21 protein-coding genes are annotated in these 22444 nt (G+C 61.2%); 14 read left to right on the top strand and 7 right to left on the bottom strand.

Features of this window, described 5'->3' with window-relative positions; all coding sequences use genetic code 11:
* From DBR00_RS21165 to DBR00_RS16395, 6 genes are all read left to right on the top strand, one after another.
* The coding region (locus tag DBR00_RS21165) for an OprD family outer membrane porin (protein ID WP_146189411.1) at window positions 1-753 on the top strand (753 nt) is incomplete at its 5' end.
* A gap of 29 nt (window positions 754-782) precedes the next feature.
* Complete coding sequence (locus tag DBR00_RS16415; protein ID WP_108487836.1) at window positions 783-1760, top strand: tripartite tricarboxylate transporter substrate binding protein; 978 nt, start codon at window positions 783-785, stop codon at window positions 1758-1760.
* A gap of 167 nt (window positions 1761-1927) precedes the next feature.
* Window positions 1928-2374, top strand: a complete 447-nt coding sequence (locus DBR00_RS16410; protein ID WP_108487835.1) for a tripartite tricarboxylate transporter TctB family protein — start codon at window positions 1928-1930, stop codon at window positions 2372-2374.
* Window position 2375: 1 nt separating this feature from the next.
* Entirely contained in the window at window positions 2376-3884 is a 1509-nt protein-coding gene (locus DBR00_RS16405) for a tripartite tricarboxylate transporter permease (RefSeq protein WP_108487834.1), read from the top strand.
* Complete coding sequence (locus tag DBR00_RS16400) at window positions 3877-4908, top strand: AbrB family transcriptional regulator (protein WP_108487833.1); 1032 nt, start codon at window positions 3877-3879, stop codon at window positions 4906-4908. The genes DBR00_RS16405 and DBR00_RS16400 overlap by 8 nt, the downstream gene beginning before the upstream one ends.
* Window positions 4909-5054: 146 nt before the next feature.
* Entirely contained in the window at window positions 5055-5924 is an 870-nt protein-coding gene (locus tag DBR00_RS16395; RefSeq protein WP_108487832.1) for a DUF6279 family lipoprotein, read from the top strand.
* 7 nt (window positions 5925-5931) lie between these two features.
* On the opposite strand, the gene ung is transcribed toward DBR00_RS16395, so the two are convergent.
* Window positions 5932-6624, bottom strand: coding sequence for a uracil-DNA glycosylase (gene ung, locus DBR00_RS16390; protein WP_108487831.1), 693 nt, complete (start codon window positions 6622-6624; stop codon window positions 5932-5934).
* 379 nt (window positions 6625-7003) lie between these two features.
* On the opposite strand from ung, the gene DBR00_RS16385 reads away from it, so the two are divergent.
* Both DBR00_RS16385 and DBR00_RS16380 read left to right on the top strand, forming a co-directional pair.
* Window positions 7004-8494: a methyl-accepting chemotaxis protein gene (locus DBR00_RS16385; RefSeq protein WP_371920676.1), complete on the top strand. Its 1491-nt coding sequence runs from the start codon at window positions 7004-7006 to the stop codon at window positions 8492-8494.
* 491 nt (window positions 8495-8985) lie between these two features.
* Window positions 8986-10224, top strand: coding sequence for a nitrate/nitrite transporter (locus DBR00_RS16380; protein WP_108538084.1), 1239 nt, complete (start codon window positions 8986-8988; stop codon window positions 10222-10224).
* Between the two features lie 104 nt (window positions 10225-10328).
* On the opposite strand, the gene DBR00_RS16375 is transcribed toward DBR00_RS16380, so the two are convergent.
* On the bottom strand, window positions 10329-11210 hold the full coding sequence (locus DBR00_RS16375; protein WP_108487828.1) for an AraC family transcriptional regulator: 882 nt from the start codon (window positions 11208-11210) through the stop codon (window positions 10329-10331).
* Window positions 11211-11331: 121 nt separating this feature from the next.
* On the opposite strand from DBR00_RS16375, the gene DBR00_RS16370 reads away from it, so the two are divergent.
* From DBR00_RS16370 to DBR00_RS16345, 6 genes are all read left to right on the top strand, one after another.
* The gene (locus DBR00_RS16370; protein WP_108487827.1) at window positions 11332-12828 is read left to right on the top strand and encodes a CoA-acylating methylmalonate-semialdehyde dehydrogenase; all 1497 of its coding nucleotides are present in this window, start codon (window positions 11332-11334) and stop codon (window positions 12826-12828) included.
* 73 nt (window positions 12829-12901) lie between these two features.
* Entirely contained in the window at window positions 12902-14068 is a 1167-nt protein-coding gene (locus tag DBR00_RS16365; RefSeq protein WP_108487826.1) for an isobutyryl-CoA dehydrogenase, read from the top strand.
* A 108-nt stretch (window positions 14069-14176) separates the two neighbouring features.
* Window positions 14177-14995 (top strand): enoyl-CoA hydratase, encoded by an 819-nt coding sequence (locus DBR00_RS16360; RefSeq protein ID WP_108488469.1) that lies wholly within the window; start codon window positions 14177-14179, stop codon window positions 14993-14995.
* A 141-nt stretch (window positions 14996-15136) separates the two neighbouring features.
* The gene (locus tag DBR00_RS16355; RefSeq protein WP_108488468.1) at window positions 15137-16240 is read left to right on the top strand and encodes an enoyl-CoA hydratase/isomerase family protein; all 1104 of its coding nucleotides are present in this window, start codon (window positions 15137-15139) and stop codon (window positions 16238-16240) included.
* Between the two features lie 172 nt (window positions 16241-16412).
* On the top strand, window positions 16413-17297 hold the full coding sequence (gene mmsB, locus DBR00_RS16350) for a 3-hydroxyisobutyrate dehydrogenase (protein WP_108488467.1): 885 nt from the start codon (window positions 16413-16415) through the stop codon (window positions 17295-17297).
* Window positions 17298-17401: 104 nt separating this feature from the next.
* Window positions 17402-17740 carry a tryptophan synthase subunit beta gene (locus DBR00_RS16345; protein ID WP_108488466.1) on the top strand — a complete coding sequence of 113 codons (339 nt, stop codon included), beginning with the start codon at window positions 17402-17404 and terminating at the stop codon, window positions 17738-17740.
* Between the two features lie 70 nt (window positions 17741-17810).
* Here DBR00_RS16345 and DBR00_RS16340 read toward each other — a convergent pair whose 3' ends face one another.
* Genes DBR00_RS16340 through DBR00_RS16320 form a run of 5 tightly spaced genes read right to left on the bottom strand, consistent with a single transcriptional unit; the run spans window position 17811 to window position 22439 of the window.
* Window positions 17811-18971 carry a cell division protein FtsQ gene (locus DBR00_RS16340; RefSeq protein ID WP_108488465.1) on the bottom strand — a complete coding sequence of 387 codons (1161 nt, stop codon included), beginning with the start codon at window positions 18969-18971 and terminating at the stop codon, window positions 17811-17813.
* A gap of 11 nt (window positions 18972-18982) precedes the next feature.
* A complete protein-coding gene (locus tag DBR00_RS16335; protein ID WP_108488464.1) occupies window positions 18983-20398 on the bottom strand; it encodes an MBOAT family protein in 1416 nt (471 codons plus the stop codon).
* A 19-nt stretch (window positions 20399-20417) separates the two neighbouring features.
* A complete protein-coding gene (locus DBR00_RS16330) occupies window positions 20418-21074 on the bottom strand; it encodes an alginate O-acetyltransferase AlgF (protein ID WP_108488463.1) in 657 nt (218 codons plus the stop codon).
* Window positions 21074-21733: an SGNH/GDSL hydrolase family protein gene (locus DBR00_RS16325; protein WP_108488462.1), complete on the bottom strand. Its 660-nt coding sequence runs from the start codon at window positions 21731-21733 to the stop codon at window positions 21074-21076. The genes DBR00_RS16330 and DBR00_RS16325 overlap by 1 nt, the downstream gene beginning before the upstream one ends.
* A gap of 49 nt (window positions 21734-21782) precedes the next feature.
* Window positions 21783-22439 carry an SGNH/GDSL hydrolase family protein gene (locus tag DBR00_RS16320; RefSeq protein ID WP_108488461.1) on the bottom strand — a complete coding sequence of 219 codons (657 nt, stop codon included), beginning with the start codon at window positions 22437-22439 and terminating at the stop codon, window positions 21783-21785.
* Window positions 22440-22444 lie beyond the last annotated feature (5 nt).

The raw sequence follows: 22444 nt of genomic DNA, 5'->3' as shown, positions 1-22444 counted from the left end.
ACCTTTACCGGCGGGCGCCTGGACAAAGTCATCGACCGCGCCTCGAGCAACTCCGAGGAGCTGATCCTCAATAGCAAGAACCGCCGTTTTGCTGCCGGTATCACGGCGGATCATCTGGACCTGATGGGCTTCGATTATGAGTTCGCCAAGGGCCTGAGCGGGCGCTATTACTTCGCTGACCTCGATGATATCTACCGCCAGCACTTCTTCGGCCTGCTCGCCAGCCAACCGCTGGGCAGCGGCACCCTCAGCGCCGATGTACGGATGATGCTGAGCAAGGACAGCGGCGCATCCAATGCCGGCAAGATCGACAACCGCGCCTTCAACGCCATGCTCACCTACGCCATCAACGGCCACAAACTCGGCCTGGGTTTTCAGGACATGAGCGGCGACACCGGTTACGCCTACATCGATGGCAGCGACCCGTTCCTGGTCAACTTCGTGCAGATCAACGACTTCGCCAACGCCGACGAGCGCTCCTGGCAGGCTCGTTACGACTACGACTTCGGCAAGCTCGGCGTCCCCGGCCTGAGTTTTATGACTCGTTACATCAAAGGCAGCGACGCGCACATCGCTGGCACTGATGACACCGGCGGCGAGTGGGAGCGCGACATCGAGGTCAAGTACGTGGTGCAGAGCGGGCCGCTGAAAGATGTCTACGTGCGCCTGCGTAATGCCAGCTTCAAATCCGACTTCGCCCGTGATGCGGACGAAAACCGCGTCATCGTCGGCTACACGCTGCCGATCTGGTAATCCACAATAAGAGTTCAGAGGAATACCCCATGAAAACTGCTTTCACCCGCATCGCCCTGGCCACCGCCTGTATGGCCTTTGCCGGCCAGTTGCTGGCCACCGAACCCAAGCGCCCGGAATGCATCGCCCCGGCCAAGCCTGGCGGCGGCTTCGACCTGACGTGCAAACTGGCGCAGAGCGGCCTGAAAGACGCAGGCCTGCTGAAAGCGCCGATGCGCGTCACCTACATGCCCGGTGGTGTCGGCGCGGTGGCTTACAACGCCGTGATCGCCCAGCGTGCTGATGACGCGGGTACCATCACCGCGTTCTCCAGCGGGTCCTTGCTCAACCTGGCGCAAGGCAAGTTCGGCCGCTATGACGAAACCGGCGTGCGCTGGCTGGCTGCGGTAGGCACCGACTACGGCGCCATCACCGTACGTGCCGACTCGCCGTACCAGAGCCTGGATGATCTGGTCCAAGCCTTGAAGAAAGACCCGACCAGCATCGTCTTCGGCGCTGGTGCCACCATCGGCGGCCAGGACTGGATGCAGACGGCGCTGATCGCCCGCCTGGCCGGCATCGACCCGAAGAACCTGCGCTACGTAGCCTTTGAAGGCGGCGGCGAAACCCTTACCGCCATGCTCGGCGGGCATGTTCAGGTGACCAGCAGCGGCCTGGGCGAAGTCACCCCGCAACTGGCGGCGAAGAAAGTGCGCATCCTCGCCGTGCTGTCCGATGAACGTCTTCCGGGCAAACTGGCCGATATCCCCACCGCCAAGGAACAGGGCTACGACATCGTCTGGCCAGTGATCCGTGGTTTCTACATGGGCCCGGAAGTCAGCGACGAGCAGTTCAACTGGTGGAAGCAGCAGTTCGACACCCTGCTCGCCAGCGAGGACTTCGCCAAACTGCGTGAGCAACGCGACCTGCTGCCGCTGTCGGTCACCGGCGACGCGCTGCAAGCCTTGGTCTTCAAGCAAGTTGAGGAATACAAGGCGCTGGCCGGCGAGTTCGGCCTCATCCAATAAGCAGGCCGAGCGCAATTCGTAGAATGGGTTAGCCGCGCACCGGCGTAACCCATGCGGTGACGGCCAAGCACCCCATGCTCGCGCAGCATGGGTATCGCTGCGTACCACCCATCCTACGGCCGCGTAACGCTTCCGCTCCTTGAGTTTTCAAGACTAGGTAATCCGCCATGTACGTTCGCCTTTTTGCCGCGATCTGGCTGCTCGTCTGCGCCTTTCTCGCCTCGGTGGCCTGGGGTTTTCAGGCCCCCTTCAGCTATGACCCGGTCGGCCCGCGCGCTTATCCACTGTTACTGCTGGTGTTGATGGCCCTGGCCGCTTTATGGCTGGTGGGCAAACCCAGCAAGCAAGCCGACACACCCATCTCCTGGGTACTGGCACGCAAGGTCGCGCTGTGTGTTGCCGCGCTGCTGGCCTATGCCCTGCTGTTCGAGCCGCTGGGCTTCATCCTCAGCACCGCCCTGGCCGGCTTCACCCTGGGCCTGTTGTTCACCGGCAAGCCGCTGCCTTCGGCCATCAGCGGCGTGCTGATGGGTGTACTGCTGCACGGCCTGTTCGATTTCCTGCTGGACGTACCGCTGCCCCTCGGCGTGCTCGCAGTCTTTGTGGAGAACTGAAATGGAAACGCTGAATTTCTTGATGCAGGGCTTTGATGTCGCCACCCGCCCGATCAACCTGCTGGTGGCACTGTTCGGCGCCTTTGTCGGCACCATCGTCGGCCTGCTGCCGGGGCTGGGCCCGATCAATGGCGTGGCAATCCTGCTGCCGCTGGCCTTCGCCCTCGGCCTGCCGCCGGAAACCGCATTGATTCTGCTGGCCGCCGTGTACCTGGGCTGCGAATACGGTGGGCGCATTTCGGCGATCCTGCTCAACGTACCGGGCGACGCCGCCGCGATCATGACCACCCTCGACGGCTACCCGCTGGCGCGTCAGGGCAAGGCCGGTATCGCCCTGTCGTTGTCGGCGATGAGTTCGTTTATCGGCAGCACCATCGCCACCATCGGCGTGGTGCTGTTTGCACCAATCCTGGCCAACTGGGCAATCGCTTTCGGCCCCGCCGAATACTTCGTGCTGATGGTGTTTGCCATCGCCTGTCTGGGCGGCATGGTTGGCGACAAACCGGTGAAAACCCTGCTCGCCGCGCTGATCGGCCTGGCCCTGGCCACGGTCGGGGTAGACGCCACCACCGGCGTGTACCGCTTCACCTTCGACAGCGTCGGCCTGTCCGATGGCATCCAGTTCGTCATCGTGGTGATCGGCCTGTTCAGCGTCAGCGAAGTGCTGCTGATGCTCGAACACACCACCAGCGGCCAGCAGGCAGTCAAGGCCAGCGGACGCATGCTGTTCAACTTCAAGGAGTTCAGTTTTACCTGGTGGAGCAGCATCCGCAGCTCCCTGGCCGGATTTGTCATCGGCGTGCTGCCGGGCGCCGGGGCAACCATCGCCAGCGCCATTACCTATATGAGCGAAAAGCGTATTGCCGGAAGCGGAGGGCGTTTCGGCGAAGGTGACCTGCGTGGCGTAGCCGCTCCGGAAGCAGCCAACAACGCCTCGGCCTGCGGCTCGCTGATTCCCATGCTGACCCTCGGCGTACCGGGTTCTGGCACCACCGCGGTGATGATCGGCGCGCTGACGCTGTACAACATCACCCCCGGCCCGCTGCTGTTCGAACAGCAACCGGACGTGGTCTGGGGGCTGATCGCCTCGCTGTTTATCGGCAACGTCATTCTGCTGGTGATGAACATCCCGTTGGTTGGCCTGTTCGCCCGCATGCTCAGCGTACCGACCTGGATCCTGGTACCGGCGATCACCGTGGTCAGCATGGTCGGCGTGTATGCGGTGCACAGCACCACCTTCGACCTGGTGCTGATGATCGGCCTCGGCGTGTTCGGCTACCTGCTGCGCAAGATGGACTTCCCGCTGTCGGCACTGATCCTCGGCTTCGTCCTCGGTGAGATGATGGAAAGCAACCTGCGCCGTGCCCTGTCGATCTCCGCCGGCGAGCTGAGCATCCTCTGGAACAGCCCGATCAGCCTGGGCCTGTGGGCACTCACCGCGCTGATGCTGGCACTGCCAGGTATCCGCTGGTGGCGTGCACGCCGTTCAGCGCAGCTGGCCAATGCCTAAGCGCCATGCGCTCACCGGCTGGCAAAGCGGGTGGGCCACCCCGCTGGTCGGGCTGTTAGGTGGCTATCTGGCCAGCCTGATCGGCTGGCCCTTGCCGTGGATCATCGGCTCGCTGCTGGCAGTGATCGCCGCCCGCTGCAGCGGCTGGCTGATCACCGAGCTGCCGGGCGGGCGCAAGACCGGCCAGTGGCTGGTGTCCAGCGCCATCGGCCTGCATTTCACCAGTGAAGTATTCGGCCAACTGCTCAGCCACTTCGGCGTGATTCTGCTCGGCGCCCTGCTCACCTTGCTGCTCAGCCTGATCGGTATTGTCGTGCTACGCCGCGCCGGCCTGGATCGCGCCACTGCATTCTTCGCCAGCATGCCGGGTGGTGCCAGCGAGATGGTCAACCTGGCACAACGGCATAACGCCGAAACCGCCAAGGTGGCCGCCGCCCATAGCCTGCGCTTGCTGCTGGTGGTGCTGCTGATTCCGGCAATCTTTACCTGGAGCCTGCCGCCGATAGCGCCGCCTGTACCGGCGCCGGTGGATTGGTTCTGGCTGGCCATGCTGTTACCCGGCGGCGCCCTGTTGGCCTGGTTATGGGGACGTTTGGGCCAGCCCAACCCCTGGATGCTCGGCCCGCTGACCGTCTGCGCCGTAGCCAGCGTCAGCTTCGACCTGCACCTGGGTTTGCCTGAAGGGTTGGGCCAAGCCGGCCAATGGCTGATCGGCTGCGCCCTGGGTTGTCACTTCGACCGACACTTCTTTCGCAGTGCGCCAGGCTTTCTCGCACGCATCTTGCTGTTCTGCCTGCTCGCCATGCTCGCCGCCGCCGCGCTGGGCCATGGCCTGGGCTGGCTGGCCGGGGAAAACCAGAATGCACTGATGCTCGGCATGATGCCCGGCGGCATCACCGAACTGTGCCTGACCGCAGAAGCCCTGCACCTCTCGGTGGCATTGGTCACGGCCTTGCAGGTGCTGCGCCTGTTTCTGGTGATGTTTCTCGCCGAACCTTTATTCAGGCTTTGGCAACGCAGCTGAAATCACTTTAGCGACCACGTTTAACCCGCCTTGTGCGGGTTCTTTTTTGCCTGCAAAGCGGCAGTTTTGTTTAACAGATATGTCCGCAGCCACCCAGCCGCAGGCGACGGCGGTACTCTCAGGCCCTCACCATCGAGGCATCCTTTATGAGCGTACTGCGTTGGCCCGCCGTGAAACCCCTGCTGCTGTTGCTCTGCCTGAGCCTGCTGATTAGCGCCTGCAGCCGTGCCGGCCTGGCGTACCGCAACCTGGATTGGCTAGTGCCCTGGCGGCTGAACGATTACCTGAACCTCGACAGTCAGCAGCAGGCCTGGCTCAAGCCCCGCTTGCAAACGCACCTGCAATGGCATTGCAGCGCCGAGTTGCCGCGCTATATCGACTGGCTGCAAACCACCGAAAGCATCCTCGCCCAGCCGCAACCCGACAGCGCTCAGCTGCTTGAGCAATTTGCCCAGTTCGATGCCGCGCTCAAACGCATCGGCGTCGAGATCACCCCCACCGCTATCGAGCTGCTGCAAGGCTTGAGCGAGCAGCAGGTCAACGAGCTCTACAGCGCGATGGATGAAGACAACCTGGAAGACCGTCAGGACTTCCTCGACCCGCCGTTGGCCACCCAGATCAGCGAACGCCAGACGCGCATGCAGGAACGTCTACGGCCCTGGCTCGGCCGCCTGAACAGTGCACAAACTGAGCATATCGCCACCTGGGCCAACAGCCTCGGTGAGCAGAACCGCCTGTGGCTGGAAAATCGGCAACTCTGGCAGGCCGAGCTGCGCAAGGTGGTCGCCGAACGCGATAGCGTAGACTTCGCCGAGCGGCTGACGCCGCTGTTGCAACAACGCGAGCGTTTCTACAGCGACGAGTACCGCGCCAGTTATGGCCGCTCACGCCAGGCGCTGGCCACGCTGTTCAGCCATCTGTTGAGCAACAGCGATGAAGCGCAGCGCGAGCGCCTGAGTCACCGCTTGCGCGACCTGCGCCGCGATCTGGCCGAGCAGCAGTGCGACGCTGCTTAACCGGCTATTAAGCAGCAGGTAAGCGCCAATCGATCGGGCTCAGCTCATGTTGCTGGAGGAACTTGTTGGTGCGGCTGAAATGGCCGTTACCGATAAAGCCACGGTGCGCCGACAGCGGCGAAGGGTGCACGGATTTCAGCACCAGGTGCTTGCTGACATCGATCAGCTTTTCCTTGCTCTGCGCATGGGCACCCCAGAGCAGAAACACCAGACGCTCCTGCTGCTGGCTGACCACCTCGATCACCTTGTCGGTAAAGGTCTGCCAGCCGATCTTGGCGTGGGAACCGGCGATGCCGTGCTCAACCGTCAATGAGGTGTTGAGCAGCAGCACACCCTGCTCCGCCCAATGCTGCAGGTTGCCGTGGTCGGGAATGTCAATATTTAGGTCGCGCTTGAGCTCTTTATAGATATTCACCAGCGATGGCGGCGTCTTTACCCCAGGCTGCACCGAGAAGCACAGACCATGGGCCTGGCCTGGCCCGTGATACGGGTCCTGGCCGATGATCACCACTTTGCTCTGCGCCAACGGGGTGGAATTGAGTGCATTGAAAATCAGCGAGCCAGGCGGATAAATCTGCTTGCCGGCAGCTTTCTCGCTGCGCAGGAAATCCCCCAGCTCACGCATATAGGGCTTCTCGAACTCTGCATGCAGCGCGGCCTTCCAGCCGGCTTCGAGTTTGACGTTATCGGCGGCGCTCATGCCTGGTTCCTGCTTAATCCAACGAAGACGGCACGCTAGGGAAGCTGTCCTGACAAGTCAAGGTGAACGGCTGCACACAGCGCCGCTTGGGCGCACATTGAATTAGTCGCTTACACCTGGGCCAACAGTTACAACCGCCGATCCATACTCTAACCTCTAATGGCAGACTGCTCGGCGAGAAACGTGGCTAAGAGCGCGTTATCACTGAGCCGAGCTTGCATGAACCCATGGATTATTCATTCACGCTACAGCAGAAGCAGGAAGGTATTCTTTGGCTACTTCAGGGTCGGTGAAGAGTCGTATTTTTATTGGTTACGCCGCTATTTTCTTCGTCACGCTGGTTGCAGCCGTGCTGTTGATTCAAAGCAACCGTCAGCTCATGCAGGAAGTTGGCGGATTTGTCAGCCGTTCCGTTCCCGCACTACAAGCCGTTGCCACATTACAAATAACCACTAGCCATCAAGTGCTGGCGGGGTATGAGCTGTACGGCACCATCATCAAAAGCGAAGCATTCACTGAAAAACAAAAAAGCCTGGAGCAAACGCAACAACGCAGCCTGAGCGTGCTGGATAAAAGCGGCGGCCAAACACTGCAAGCAAACCAACAAAAACTCCAGCTGGCGCTGCAAAACCTTTTACAAACAATGCAAGCAAAGCCAATCAATTGGGACCAGGCACGTGCTCAGCTGAGCGACATTGATCTAGCCGCTAACGGGGTCAATCAACAACTGGAGGCACTGGCAGCGCAAATCACCAACGAAGCCAAGGACAATACAGAGAACATCAGTGGAGCTCTGTCGCAAAACAGCAGCACTGTCATCGCGTTACTGCTGCTGATTGCCGCAGTCGCTATCTTCTTTTTTCTACTCGCGAAAAAGCAAATCGCCAACCCAATCATTCGTTTATCCAGTGAGTTGCAGCAAATTGCTGATAGCCGCGATTTAACCCGCTCGCTGAAGACCGATACCGTGGCAGAGGTCAACAGCGTAGCGGCTAGCATCAACCAACTCTTACGAGTCTTTAAAAGTGGTATTGCGGATATATACCAGGCGATTTCTGGGATTAACCAAGCTGTTGATGCGCTGGCTGGCAGCTCTGAACAATCCTCTAACGCCGTGCAGCAGCTGGAAAATACCTTATCGGTATTGGTAAACAGCATGGCGCAGCTGGAACAGCACATGGAAGACAGCGTCGGTCGGTCTGTGCACGCTGCGCACTCGGCGCATGCAGGTGCCGCCTCGATGTCGCAAAGTCAGGTCGAAGTGAAACAGACTGCAAACAGCATCAGTCAGTTATCAGGAGATATCGAAACCACGGGGCAGATGCTGTTAGCGTTGCAGGTGACAGGTACCGAGGTGGCCGGGGTGGTGAAAACGATTGCCGAGATCGCCTCGCAAACCAATCTGCTGGCGCTCAATGCCGCCATTGAGGCGGCACGTGCTGGCGAGTCCGGGCGTGGTTTTGCCGTCGTCGCCGATGAAGTCCGCACCTTGGCCGTGCGCACGCAACAATCAACAGGCGAAATCAACAACTTGCTGGCAAAAATCGTCGGTTCGATTCAAGACGCCGTGAACAATATGGCGTCAAACCGGGAAACCGCGCAGCACTCAGTCGAGTTAGCCGGACAGTTGGTGCAAACCTTGGAAGAAGGTCGCCAGGTCATTCTTAAACTGGCGGATGTAAGCCAGGAGGCGGCGGACTTGGCCAATCAGTCTCAACAGAAAGCCGGTGAACTGAAACATGAAATCTCGGCCTTTGAACGAAATGGTCAATCCGTCAGCGCGGCCAATCAGGCGGTGGCGTCGACCAGTCAAGCACTGACTGGCCTCGCAGGGCAATTACGGAAAACGGCGGCCCTCTTCAAGCTGTAAACCGCGCGTGAACGGAGAAGCAGAACACGCGGGTTTCCGCTTCGGGCTAAAGCAGAGGCCACTTGGACCTTGGCAGCGTGATTTCCAACGGATTAGTGGTCACATTACCCGAGCGTACTATCCCCTAGTCAGGCCGTGTTCTGGCTCGACCAAGCTGATCTCATGACATCCCCACCTAAAAGTGCAAGCGCCGATTGAATAGCGTTCAGCACGTACCTGATCTGCAAATTAAGCCAACGACATGGCGTTTTAGAGCAGATACAGGACGCTTTTATCAGTCGTCCGAACTGCCCGCTCAGTAGAGTCACCTGCAGCAGCGTACTGAAAAATCAGTACCGCTGGCGCTGCGTGATCAATAGCCCCCTCACGCTGACTTAAAGATGGACTCACAGACAAGTGCAGTGCATCCGTGGATAGGTGTGCCTCAATCACGCCGTGTTGCAACCCGCGCCTGAGTGCTATCAATCCCAACCGTCCACAGGGTGCAGACCATGCGTTTGAATGCTGCGATTGTCGTGTTGTTAACCAGCCTGGTCGCCGCGACCTATGGTTTCGGGATTTACCTATTTGCCCAGCTCGTACCGGACATGCAGGCCTCCCTGGGCTTCGATTTCTCCTACGTAGGCAGTATCACCGCCTCGGCGCAGCTGGGCTTTCTACTCTGTGCCCTGCTGGCTGTCTGGCTGACACCGAAGATTGGTGGCGGCTGGATGATCGTGGCCTCCGGGGCGGTGTGTGCACTGGCGTTACTGCTGATTCCGCTGTCAAACAACATCCTTGTTATCGGCGCATTACTGACCTTGTTGGCGGGTACGGCGGCGATGGTGTTTGTGCCGATGGTCGATGTCATCTCTAGGGTCACGGCCTACCGCTACCGGGGGTTGGCCATGGGCCTGGTATCCAGCGGAACCAGTTATGGGGTGGCGATCAACAGCCTGCTGGTGCCGCTGTATGCCGCGCCAGGTGAATGGCGCAGCGTGTGGTGGTGGGTAGGGTTGCTGACCGTGGCCATGGCACTGCTGGTGCTGGTGGTTTTCAAAAAAGGCGGTTTGCTCAGCACAACCTCGCAGCCGGTTGTAGCGCCCACAGCCCTTGAATTGACAGTGCCCAGCAAGCGCTCAGCGCTGATACAACCCTGGGTGCTGCTGATCTGGTCGATGAATTTCTTGATCGGGTTTGCCACCTTTCCGTTCCAAACCTACCTCTCGTCCTACCTGCGCACGGAACTGGGTTTTGACGTGCAATACAGCGCACAGGTCTGGGCCGTGATCGGCTTCGTTGGTATGTTTGCAGGACTGGCAGTCGGTTGGCTCTCCGACCGCACGGGGCTGCGCGCCACCATGTTGCTGGTCTACGGCTGTGTGGTAACGGCGGCACTGATATTCGTTGTAAGTCCCTCAGGGCATTGGCCCTTAGTCTCAGCGGCGCTGTTCTCTACGGCCTTCTATCCCATTTTCGGCCTTATCCCCGCTTACGTTTCCAAACTGGCATCGTCCAGCGCCATGGCGGTATCCATATTTGGCGTTGCCAACGTGATGCAAGGCTCTGGCGGCATGCTCGGCAATTACGGCGCAGGGCTACTGGCCAATTACAGCGGCAGCTTTGCTGGGGTGTACGCAACCATTGCCGGAGTGGGCGCAGTACTCATTATCTTGACCCTAAAGCTGCCCACAGAAGCCACCGCGGCTGTATCAGCTGGGTTAGGCGTGAACCATCCGACTGCACGTTAGCGACTTGCCACTAACCGACAATCTATCGGTTAGCACTTAGCGTTGATATTTCAGACCCAGCACCTTGGCCGGAAAGCAGCCGCCTGCCCCCTAAAACTTCTGACTTATCCCTGATGCAGCGCCCGGTAATGACTGGGCGCCATGCCAACCACTTTGCGAAACAGCCGCGAGAAGTAATACACATCGTCATAGCCCAGCTGTTCGGCCACCTGGCGAATGCCCTGCTCGCCTTCATCGAGCAGGCGGCAGGCGTGGGCCATTTTCAGTTGGATAAAATCCTGAATCGGCGCATGGCCGGTCAGGGCGCGGTAGGTTTTGGCGAAGTGAAAGCGCGACAGTTTGAACTGCGCAGCCAACTCATCGAGGTTCAGCGCGTCATGCAGATGGGCACGCATCACCGCCTGCACCGCGTCCACATCCAGCACTCGCCCGGATTTCAGGGTGGTGCGCGCCGGCAGCACGGCCAGGGAGGTCAGCAGCACCTGCAACTGGTGTGCGGCGTGTATGAAATGCGCCAGGTTCAAACCCTGCTTGCGCAGGTTAAGCAACGCATCGAACTCGGCCAACAAACGCGGCTGCACGCCGATACGCCACAGCGGTCCCTTGCCCAAGGGCTTGAGAAACTCCGCTACCAGCTCGCCATCGAAGTGCACCCAGTACAGCGTCCAGGGCTTGTCCACGTCTGCGCCATAGGCATGCATCACGCCTTTCGGCAACAGCAGCAAATCGCCACCACTGACAGCTAATCGTCCATCCGCTGTCTCCAACCAGCCCTGCCCGGCACGGCAGTAGATCAACAGATGATCCTCCGGCTGCGGACGGTGCATGCGGTGCCCCTGCGCCTGCGGGTAGAAACCCAGAGCCAGCGGATAGCAGCCCTGCGCAAGCGGACTGCGGGCGAGCAGGCGGCGCAGCCGAGGCGGCGTGATAAAGCGTACACCGTTGGCCGGCAGTGGCCAGTTGGAGGTATCGACCTGCGCGCTCATAGGCATCCGGGCTACTGATTCAATCCCAAGATAGTCCATCCGCAGACCAAGATCGTCAATCCACAAAGCCGAGTAAGGCGGCTATAACAGGGACACAACAACAATCGTGCCGGAGACAAGCATGGCCAAGGCAATCCCACAGTTGATCGACGGTGAATGGCGCGAAAGCCGCGCACGTGAATTTATCGAAGTCACCGACCCGGCGACCCAGGAAGTACTGGCGCTGGCCCCCAAGGCCACCGCCGAGGAAATCGAAGCCGCGATTGCCAGCGCCAAAACCGCGTTCATCACCTGGCGTGAAGTGCCCGTCTCCGACCGCGCACGGGTGATGCTGCGCTATCAGCACCTGCTCAAAGAACATCACGATGAGCTGGCGGAAATCCTCGCCGGGGAAACCGGCAAAACCCTGGCCGATGCCAAGGGCGATGTCTGGCGCGGTATCGAGGTGGTGGAACAGGCCTGCAACATCGCCAGCCTGACCATGGGCGAAACCATGGAGAACGTCGCCCGCGACATCGACACCGCCAGTTGGATTCAACCGCTGGGTGTGTGCGTGGGCATCACCCCGTTCAACTTCCCGGCGATGATTCCGCTGTGGATGTTTCCCCTGGCCATCGCCGCCGGCAACACCTTTATTCTCAAGCCGTCCGAACAGGACCCGTTGACGCCTAACCGCCTGGCCGAGCTGTTTATCGAAGCCGGCGCGCCCAAGGGCGTGTTGCAGGTGCTACACGGGGCGCGCGAAGTGGTCGACAGCCTGCTGACTCACCCGGATATCCGTGCCATTTCCTTCGTCGGTTCGGTGCCAGTCGGCCAGCACATCTACCGCACCGGCACCGCGCATTTGAAGCGCGTGCAGGCGTTTGCCGGGGCGAAGAACCATATGGTGATCATGCCCGACGCGCACAAGGGCCAGGTGCTGAGCAACCTGGTCGGCGCCAGCTGCGGTGCCGCCGGGCAGCGCTGCATGGCGATCAGCGTGGCGGTGTTTGTCGGTGAATCGAAGCACTGGATCGACGAGCTGCAGGCGCAGATGGCCGACCTGCAACCCGGCTACTGGACCGATGGCCACGCCGCCTTTGGCCCGCTGATCAGCCAGCAGGCGAAACAGCGTGTGCTGCGCCTGATCGCCGAAGGTAAAGCGGAAGGGGCCGAATGCCTGCTGGACGGCTCGCACTGCGCAATCGAGGGTTACCCCAACGGCAACTGGGTCGGCCCTACCCTGTTTCGCGGCGTGACCCCCAAGATGAGCCTGTACCGCGAGGAAATCTTCGGCCCGGTGCTGGTGTGCATGGAGGTCGACACCCTGGACGAGGCGATTGAACTGGTCAACGCCAGCCCCTACGGCAACGGCACTTCGATCTTCACCCGCTCCGGTGGCGCGGCGCGGCATTATCAGCATGCAGTGGAAGTGGGCCAGGTCGGCATCAACGTACCGGTGCCGGTGCCACTGCCGTTTTTCTCCTTTACCGGTTGGAAGGGTTCGTTCTACGGTGACCTGCACGCCTACGGCAAACAGGGTGTGCGCTTCTTCACCGAAACCAAAACGGTGACCAGCCGCTGGTTTGATGAAGATGCTGTCAGCGCGTCCGCCAACATGACCATCCAGCTTAAATAATGACTTGCCGGACTGATCACGAGTTGGCCCGGCCTTAACTGCCGGGGTTTACCTGCCCCGCTAAGGATCACTGATGGATTTCGAACTGACTGAAGAACAACGCCTGCTGGTCGACAGCGCCCGCGCCTTTGCCGCCAAAGAGCTGGCCCCGCATGCCGCCGACTGGGACCGCGACCACCACTTCCCGGTGGAAGTGATCAAGCGTGCTGCCGAGCAGGGTTACCTGGCGTTGTATATCAAGGAGGACGATGGCGGCCTGGGCCTGTCGCGCCTGACCAGCTCGCTGATCTTCGAGCAGCTGTCGGCCGGCTGCATCGCCACCACGGCGTTTCTGACCATCCACAACATGGCCTCGTGGATGCTCGCCTCCTTCGCCGACCAGGCGCTGAAAGATGCCTGGCTGCCGCGCCTGGTCAGCGGTGAACTGCTGGCCTCTTACTGCCTCACCGAGCCGGACGCCGGCTCCGACGCCGCCCACCTGCGTACGCGCGCCAAGCGTGACGGAGACGACTATGTGCTGGATGGCAGCAAGTGCTTTATCTCCGGCGCGGGCAGCACCGATGTACTGATCGTGATGGCGCGCACCGGCGAGGACAGCGGCGCCAAGGGCGTGTCCTGCTTCCTGGTGCCAGCCGACGCACCCGGCGTTAAGTACGGGCGCAATGAATTGAAGATGGGCTGGCGCGCCCAGCCTACTCGCACGATCACCTTCGAAGGCGTGCGCATTCCCGCGGGTAATCGCATCGGCCCAGAAGGCCAGGGTTTTGTCTACGCGATGAAGGGTCTGGATGGCGGGCGCATCAATATCGCCAGCTGCTCGCTGGGCGCGGCACAAGCGGCGCTGGAGCAATCGCTGCGTTATGTGGAAGAACGCAAACAGTTCGGCAAGCCGCTGAGCGACTTCCAAGCCCTGCAATTCAAACTCGCCGATATGCTTACGGACCTGACTGCCAGCCGGCAGATGGTGCGCCTGGCCGCACACAAGCTGGACCACGGCCACAGTGAAGCCAGCCTGTATTGCGCCATGGCCAAGCGCTTTGCCACCGACCACTGTTTCACGCTGTGCAACGAAGCCCTGCAACTGCATGGCGGCTACGGTTACCTCAACGACTACCCGCTGGAGCGCTGGGTGCGCGACAGCCGCGTGCACCAGATACTCGAAGGCACCAACGAAATCATGCGGGTAATCATCGCCCGCCGCCTGCTCGATCAAGGCGGCATGCTTGATCGCTTGCTGTAAACCTTTGCGTAGGGCGGGTGTAACCCGCCATTGGCCTGGCGGGTTACACCCGCCCTACATGACTAAATCCTAAACAGGTCCTAAGTCATTGCAGAAGCGAGGAACCCTATGAGCAACGCCATCGAAGCCTACAACCCCGGCGTGTTTGACCTGACCCACAAGCTCACCGTGGAAAAGCACGGCCATACCGCGCTGATCACCATCAACCAGCCACCGGCCAATACCTGGGACCGCGACTCGCTGATTGGCCTCAAGCTGCTGGTTGAACACCTCAACCGCGACGATGACATCTACGCCCTGGTGATTACAGGCCAGGGTGGCAAGTTCTTCAGCGCCGGCGCCGACCTCAAGCTGTTCGCCGACGGCGACAAGGCCCGCGCTCGCGAAATGGCCCGGCGCTTCGGCGAGGCCTTCGAGGCGCTGCGCGATTTCCGCGGCGTATCGATTGCCGCGATCAACGGCTACGCCATGGGCGGCGGCCTGGAGTGCGCCCTGGCCTGCGACATCCGTATCGCCGAGCGCCAGGCGCAACTGGCCCTGCCAGAAGCCACGGTCGGTCTGCTGCCCTGCGCCGGCGGCACCCAGCATTTGAGCTGGCTGGTCGGCGAAGGCTGGGCCAAGCGCATGATTCTCTGCGGCGAGCGGGTGGATGCAGAAACCGCGCAGCGCATCGGCCTGGTCGAACAAGTGGTCGATACCGGAGAAGCCCGTGGCCATGCCCTGCTGCTGGCGGCCAAGGTCGCGCGGCAAAGCCCAGTGGCGGTGCGCACCATCAAACCGCTGATCCAGGGCGCCCGCGAACGCAACCCGAATACCTGGCTGAGTGAAGAGCGCGAGCGCTTTGTCGACCTGTTCGATGCCGACGACACCCGCGAAGGGGTCAACGCCTTCTTGGAAAAGCGCGACCCACAGTGGCGTAACAAGTAACTCGCAGGATGGACGCCGAATGGCGTTTTCCACCACAGCATCGATCGGTGGATGGGTGAAGCGTCATCCACCAGAACCGCATGCAGTGGATGGATAAAACGCCGGCTACGCACCCCGATCCACCCTACTCTGGAACTGCCCATGAACGTGCAATTTGAAGAACGCCCCGCCCTACATGGCTATCGCATCGGCATCGCCAGCCTGGACGCGGAGAAAAGCCTCAACGCCCTGTCGCTGCCGATGATCGAAGCGCTGGATGCCCAGCTCAAGGCCTGGGCGGACGACCCGAACATCGCCTGCGTGCTACTGCGCGGCAACGGCCCCAAGGCGTTCTGCGCCGGCGGCGACGTGGTGCAACTGGTGCAGCAGTGCCGCGAACACCCTGGCGAAATCCCGCCTCTGGCGCGACGCTTTTTTGCTGACGAATACCGCCTCGACTACCGCATCCACACCTACCCGAAACCCTTTATCTGCTGGGCCCACGGCCATGTGCTGGGCGGCGGCATGGGCCTGATGCAGGGCGCTGGCATCCGTATCGTCACCCCTGGGAGCCGCCTGGGCATGCCGGAAGTGAATATCGGCCTGTACCCGGATGTCGGCGGCAGCTGGTTCCTCGCGCGTCTGCCGGGCAAACTCGGTCTGTTTCTCGGCCTGACCGCCAGCAGCATCAACGCAAGGGATGCGCTGGATCTGGACCTGGCGGACCGCGTACTGCTCGACAGCCAGCAGGACGATTTACTTAACGGCCTGACCCAGCTCAACTGGCAGAAGCAAAGCGTGCAACAACTGCACAGCCTGCTCAAAGCCCTGGAAAACCAGGCGCTGCCTGAACTACCAGAAGCCCAATGGTTGCCGCGCCGCACGCGCATCAACGAATTGCTCGACAGTGCCGACCTGCCCCACGCCTGGCAGGCGATCAGCGCGTTGCACGCGGACAGTGATGCGCTGCTGGCCCGCGCCGCCAAGACCCTGGCCGGCGGCTGCCCGCTGACCGGGCACCTGGTGTGGGAACAGATCAAGCGGGCCCAGAAGCGTTCCCTAGCCGATGTCTTCCGCATGGAATACGCCATGAGCCTGAACTGCTGCCGTTACCCGGAATTTCCCGAGGGGGTCCGCGCACGGCTAATCGACAAAGACCATGCGCCACGCTGGCATTGGCCGGATGTGGCGAGTATTCCGCAGCAGGTAATCGACGCGCACTTCGCCCCCGCCTGGGACGGAGAACACCCACTGACGAATCTGTAGGGTGGATGACGTCTTTTCCATCCACCGATAAAACCGGAGCCGGTGGATGGGTGAAACATCATCCACCCTACACCGCGACACACACCTCCCGGATGCAATCCGGCAGGGGTTGATTTGACAGCCTGCCCGGACCGCATCCGGGCCACACCTTTAGCGCCAAGGAAGCCTAACAATGACAACAATCGCTTTTATCGGCCTCGGCCACATGGGCCTGCCCATGGCCCGCAACCTGCTCAGGGCCGGCTTCAACCTGAGAGCCTTCGACCTGCTGCAAGCGGCCGTAGAAGGCCTGGCCAAAGACGGCGCCCAGGCTGCCAGCAGCGCTCTGGACGCGGTACAGGGCGCCGACGTGGTGGTCAGCATGCTGCCGGCCAGCCGGCATGTAGAAGGCCTGTACCTGGGTGAAAACGGCCTGCTGGCCGCGCTCAAGCCGGGCAGCCTGGTGCTGGAATGCTCAACCATCGCCCCGGAAGTCGCCCGCAAGGTGCATCAGGCGGCCACCGCGCGCGGTCTTGAACTGCTGGATGCACCGGTGTCCGGCGGTACAGCGGGCGCAGCCGCGGGCACCCTGACCTTTATGATCGGCGGCGCCGCGGCCACGCTGGAAAAAGCCCGGACAATCTTCGAGGCCATGGGCAAAAACATCTTCCACGCCGGCCCCGATGGCGCTGGCCAGGTGGCCAAAGTGTGCAACAACCAGGTGCTGGCCGTGCAGATGATTGCCACCGCCGAAGCCATGGCCATGGGCGTGGCCAATGGCCTGGAACCTGCAGTACTGGCCGAAATCATGCGCCAGAGTTCGGGCGGCAACTGGACGCTGGAGAAGTACAACCCCTGGCCCGGCGTGATGGAAAACGCCCCGGCCTCCAAAGGCTACAGCGGCGGATTTATGGCCGAACTGATGGCCAAGGACCTCGGCCTGGCCCAGGAAGCCGCCCAGGCCAGCGGCAGCAGCACGCCCATGGGCGCGCTGGCGTTGCAGCTGTATCGCCTGTTGCTCAAGCAAGGCAAGGGTAAGCAGGACTTCTCGGTGGTGCAGCAGCTGTTTGTCGAGTAGGCCAGCCCAGCGCACCCCATTACCCGCGGCTGGCCCGGCACAGGGTTCAAGCTAAGCTGAGTAACGGTATCTGCCGCAGGCAGCTCATGCAGAAGGATAGGCCGATGTTCTATGTTCAGCGGGATGCACACAGCCAGCTACGACGAGTCGAAGTGGTGCCATTTGAAGGCATGTCAGATACATTGACTGCGGACTCTGAGGAAATTCGCGCCTGGTTTGCCAATCAGAACGTCGAATCGAGCCTGCTGCAGCTCAAGCAGAGCGACCTGGACATGATTCGCGTGGTAGACGACTTGGTGCACTTGCTGATCAGTAAAGGCCTCATCCGCATCACCGATCTACCGCCGGCCGCTCAGACCAAGCTGCTGACCCGCTCTCAGGCGAGGGAATCACTCAGCGGCTTGCATCGCCTGATCAATGACGAGGAGCGCGGCATCATCTGAGGCGCCTCTCACACCCGCAAAATAAAAAGGCCATGCTGCAGCATGGCCTTTTTGTTTGCTAGCTAGGTCATCAACCGGACGGGCCATTGAGTAGGATGTCGTCGCGATAAGGCGGCTGCAAATCACGCTCGGGAATTTCCCAGATCAACACTTGAGGCGGCGTCTGCTTGAACGCCGGGCTGCTGAAATAGTCTTTGGCCGCGCCAGAGAACTCCCCCCCATCCTTGGCAAAGTTACCCACACGCGCACTTACTGCGCGCTCCAGGAAAGGGATGAAGTTGGAGTTACGTGAAAAGGACGTGCCAATCACGGCAAGGTTCGGCAATTGGCTGTCGCCGAACAGATCATCCTCGCCCAATGCGGCGTCATCAGCGCCACCCTGTACTTCCTCGATCTGAGTAACGGCCACCTGCTCCACAGCCGGCTGCAGGCGCTCGGGTAACCAGTCGAGCCCAGCCAAGCGCACCAGATCGCCGGGACGCGGCTGTGGCGCTGCCACACTGGCTACAAACTGTTTGGCCGGCGTTGGGCTGACGCCCAGTGCCGCTATCCGCGCGGCCACCGCTGCCGCCGCACGCTCAGCGCCGGCTTCACTCCAGTGCGTATCGGTACGCAGGAAGGCCTCACTGCCGAGTGGCTGCAGCGTCGGAGCCAGATCCAACACATCAACGCCCTGCCCCTGCAGGACATGCTGCCAATCCTGCGCGCGACTGGCCAACAGCGGCGAGCGCTCGATGGCACAAAGCTGCTGCGCGGCGATGCGACTCTTATCCGGCACCAGTACCACCAGCAAGTGAATCCCGCGCTTGCTGAGCTGCTCATGCAGGGCCGTGACTTTCTGCGCACGCGCGTCAGCATGTGCGGCGGCGTGTGGATGAATCTTCAGCTCATCCGTCAGAAACAGCCAATTGGCACAGCCTTGACGCACGCGAGTGCCGGTATCACCAATCGCCAACCAACTGGCAGCCCGTTCAAGATCGGCGGCGCGCTTGGCAAACGGCACATTGGCCAGTTCCTTGTTGATGCGATGGGTGATCTCGCCATTGCGGATCTCATCCCAGCTCACCTTGTTCGGTAGCAGATCGACCTTGCCACTGACGAACATGGCCCACAGGCAAAAGGCCAGGCCGGTCAGCAGGAAGGCGAACATGACCAGCCCGGCCAACGGACTCAGGCGGATCATCATGGGGCTCGGCAGCACGGGCGCGAGGGAGTTATCTTTCTTCGACATGGTCGCAGCCCTTAAAACTGGAAGTACAGGAAGGGCACGGTTTCCCGGCTGGCGATCAGAGCGAACGACAGCAGGAAGCCCAATATCGGCCACAGTGCGCCGACCGCGCGAAACGCCCATATTTCACCGAAGCGAGCTTCGGCACGCGCCTGATACAAGGGCAGCAGCAGGCAAACGATGCCGAGTGCCGTGGCAATCCCATGCGCCGGGCGCAAGGTGGCGGCCAGGGCATCGCCCAGGGCGAAGCCATGCAGGCCAAACTGTCCGGCGTACATGTTCAATGCAGCGTCGAAAGTCGGTGCGCGGAACAGTGTCCAGGCCAAGAAAACGAACAGCAGAGTCACGGTATGCGCCAGCCAGGCCGGCAGATCAGGCCAGCCGGCGCGACTCCAGGCACGGTCGATACACAGCGCAATACCGTGCGCCGCGCCCCACAGCACGTAGTTCCAGCTGTCACCACCGTGCCATAGACCGCCGATAGCCATGATCAGGAACAAGTTGCGGTAGGTCTTCCAGGTACCGAAACGATTGCCTCCCAGGCCGATATACAGGTAGTCGCGCAGCCAACTGGACAGCGAGATGTGCCAGCGCCGCCAGAAGTCCTGGATGTTGCGCGCCCAGTACGGCCGGTTGAAGTTCTCCGGGAAATGGAAACCGAGCATCAGGCCCAGGCCGATGGCCATGGCACTGTAACCGGCGAAGTCGAAGAACAGCTGCAGCGAATAGGCCAGGCAACCGATCCAGGCATCGACAAAGGACGGATTTTCCAGGGCAAAGGCCACCGCCACCAGCGGCGACAGGCTGTCGGCCACCAGCACTTTCATGCTCAGGCCTATCATGAAGCGACGCGAACCCAGGGCAAAGTTCAACGGGTTGAAGTAGCGCTGCTGCAGCTCCTGGCGCACCCAGTCGTAGCGAATGATCGGCCCGGCAATCGAGTGGCCGAACATCGCCAGATAGGTGGCGAAGTTGGCAAAGCTGCGCTCCACCGGCACCACTTTGCGGTGCACGTCGACCAGGTAGGAAATCACCTGCAGCACAATGAACGACAGGCCCGCCGGCAACGCCACTTTCTGCCATTCGAACGGCATCGCGCCGTAGCTGGTCAGCAGCTCGTTGAAGGTCGCAGCCAGGATGTTGGCGTACTTGTACCAGCACAGCACCAACACGTTGAGCACGATCAGCCCGGCCAGCAGGCGAATTCGCTGGCGCGACTGTTCGCGGGTGTGTTCCACCAGCAGACCACCGAGCCAGCCGACCACCGTCAGCACCACGTGCAGCAGCAGGAAGGTCGGACTCAGCCAGCCGTAGAACAGCCAACTGCCAAACAGCAGGACATGGTTGCGCCCACCCGGCCTGACCAGCGAATACACCAGCATGAAAGCTGGCAGGAACAGGATAAGAAACTCGAGCGAGGCGAAAACCATATCAGGGTCTGTTCCTGTTTCAGTTAGCTAGGTTGTCTTGGGCTTGGAACAGGCGCGGACCTTCAGCCGAGGGCACCAGGAACAGGGTGTAGCGCTGGCCGGCTGCCAACTCGCCAAGTGCCAGCGGCTCGCCCACCGAAGCACCACCGCAACGCAGCTGCACCGAGAGGTTCAACGGGTTGATCGAGCGACGCTGCAAGGCTCCATGCGCAACATCCTTGAAGATGTCGACATTGCGCCCGGCCGCTTGTAGGCCGGCATTGGCACAGGACGCATCGAGGCTGTAGAAGGCCAGCGACGCCTTGAGTGCATTGAAATCATCCGGCATCTCACGCACGGTAACCAGGTTCAGGCCCTGCTCCGTGGCAATGCCAACCACGCTGGCAAACTCACCCGGCGCCACGCTGATGTCCAGCGCCTGCTGCGCCTCGCCCTGCTTGAGGCTGCCCTTGATTGGCTTGCCAGCCGGCACGGTGAGGAAGTCGGACGCGCGCACATCGCCTTCAAGGCGCAGGCTGGCACCATTCTCCGCACTCAGCTCCAGCGCGGTGTCACCGGCATTGAAGAAGCGCAGGAAGGCAGAGTCTTCACTCGGGCCTGTAGGGTACAGGGGGATCTCGGCAGCCTGCAGCAGGCTTACCGGCAGCAGGGCAAACAGGCTAAGCAGTGCGCGCATCACTTGCCTCCCTTGAGGCTGGCGGCTGGCAGCTTGGCCATCGCTTCGGCAATCGCATTGCCCCAGGCCTTGTAGCCGGCCACGGTGAAGTGCTGGCCGTCGGTGGTGATCCACTGACCCGGCTTGGACATCTTCAGCGAATCGACGTAGCTGCACGGCGCCACGTTAGCGGCGAGAAACTGCGACATCAGTTGGGTGCGCTGATCGTTCTTCTTGTACATGCCGCCAACCTTGCCCCAGGCCGGACCGACCCATACGCACTTGGTACCGGTTTCGGCAATCGCCTTGGTCAGGTTGGTCACGCTTTGCCAGGCCCAGGCCTTGGGGAAAGCCGGCTTGTCATAAGAGGCCATGGTGTCGCCGATGACCAGCACCACCACATCCGGCTTTTTCTGCGCAATCAGTTGCTTGATCGGCGTGGTGGTCGCACCACTGCCCTTGAGGACCAGCTTGCCGGTGTTGTCCTGTATGGCGCCACAGTCGACCTTCTTGGTGATCAGCCAGTCGGCCGCGCTGGCACCGCAGGCACCGATGGAGTGCACCTTGGCGCCTTTGGCGACCAGCGCCGCATTGAGCGGCTCGGTCAGGTGGTTCTGCAGGCTCATATGGCTTTCGCCCAGAACCATCAGGGTCAGGCCAGCAAGTACGGAAGAAGACATCGAAGGGCACCTCGACTAAATCATTACGAAAAAGGGACTAAGGCTTGAATTACTTTGCGGCGTTCTTGCGCACGTCTTCCAACGCGCCACTGATGGCGGTGCCCCACTTCTGGTAGCCCTGGGCATTCAGATGCTGGCCGTCGGTGGTAGCCCACTGACCGGGCTTGGAGAACTTCAGCGAATCGACATAGCTGCACGGTGCGACATTGGTCGAGAGGAAGGCCGACATCTGCTTGACCTTGGCGTAAGTCTTGCCGTACTTGCCACCCTCGGTGCCCCAGTTCGGCCCGATCCAGGCACATTGAGTACCGGTTGCCGCGATGGCTTTGGTCAGGCTGGAGGTTTGCTGCCAGATCCAGGCTTTAGGAAATGACGGCTTGTCATACCCAGCCATGGTGTCACCGATCACGATCAACACCAGGTCGGGCTTGTCCTTGGCAATCAATTGCTGGATCGGCGTGGTAGTGGCTTTGCCACGCAGCACCACCGCGGGCTCTTTACCACGCCGCTCGGCCGCACCACATGCCCCACCAGGGGTGGCTTTGAGCCAATCACCGGCGTTGGCACCGCAGATGCCAATGGAGTGCACGTTGGCGCCCTTGCGGGTGAGGTCGTCGTGCAGGCCACCGATCAGGTAGTTGGGGGTCGCCATGTGGCTGTCGCCAATGATCAGAATGGACAGGCCGGCGAGCAATGAAGAAGCCATCGAAA

The organism is Pseudomonas sp. HMWF032, from assembly GCF_003060885.1.
Lineage (GTDB): Bacteria > Pseudomonadota > Gammaproteobacteria > Pseudomonadales > Pseudomonadaceae > Aquipseudomonas.
The sequence above is the reverse complement of the archived record's forward strand: the minus strand, read 5'-3'. Positions and strand labels throughout refer to the sequence as shown.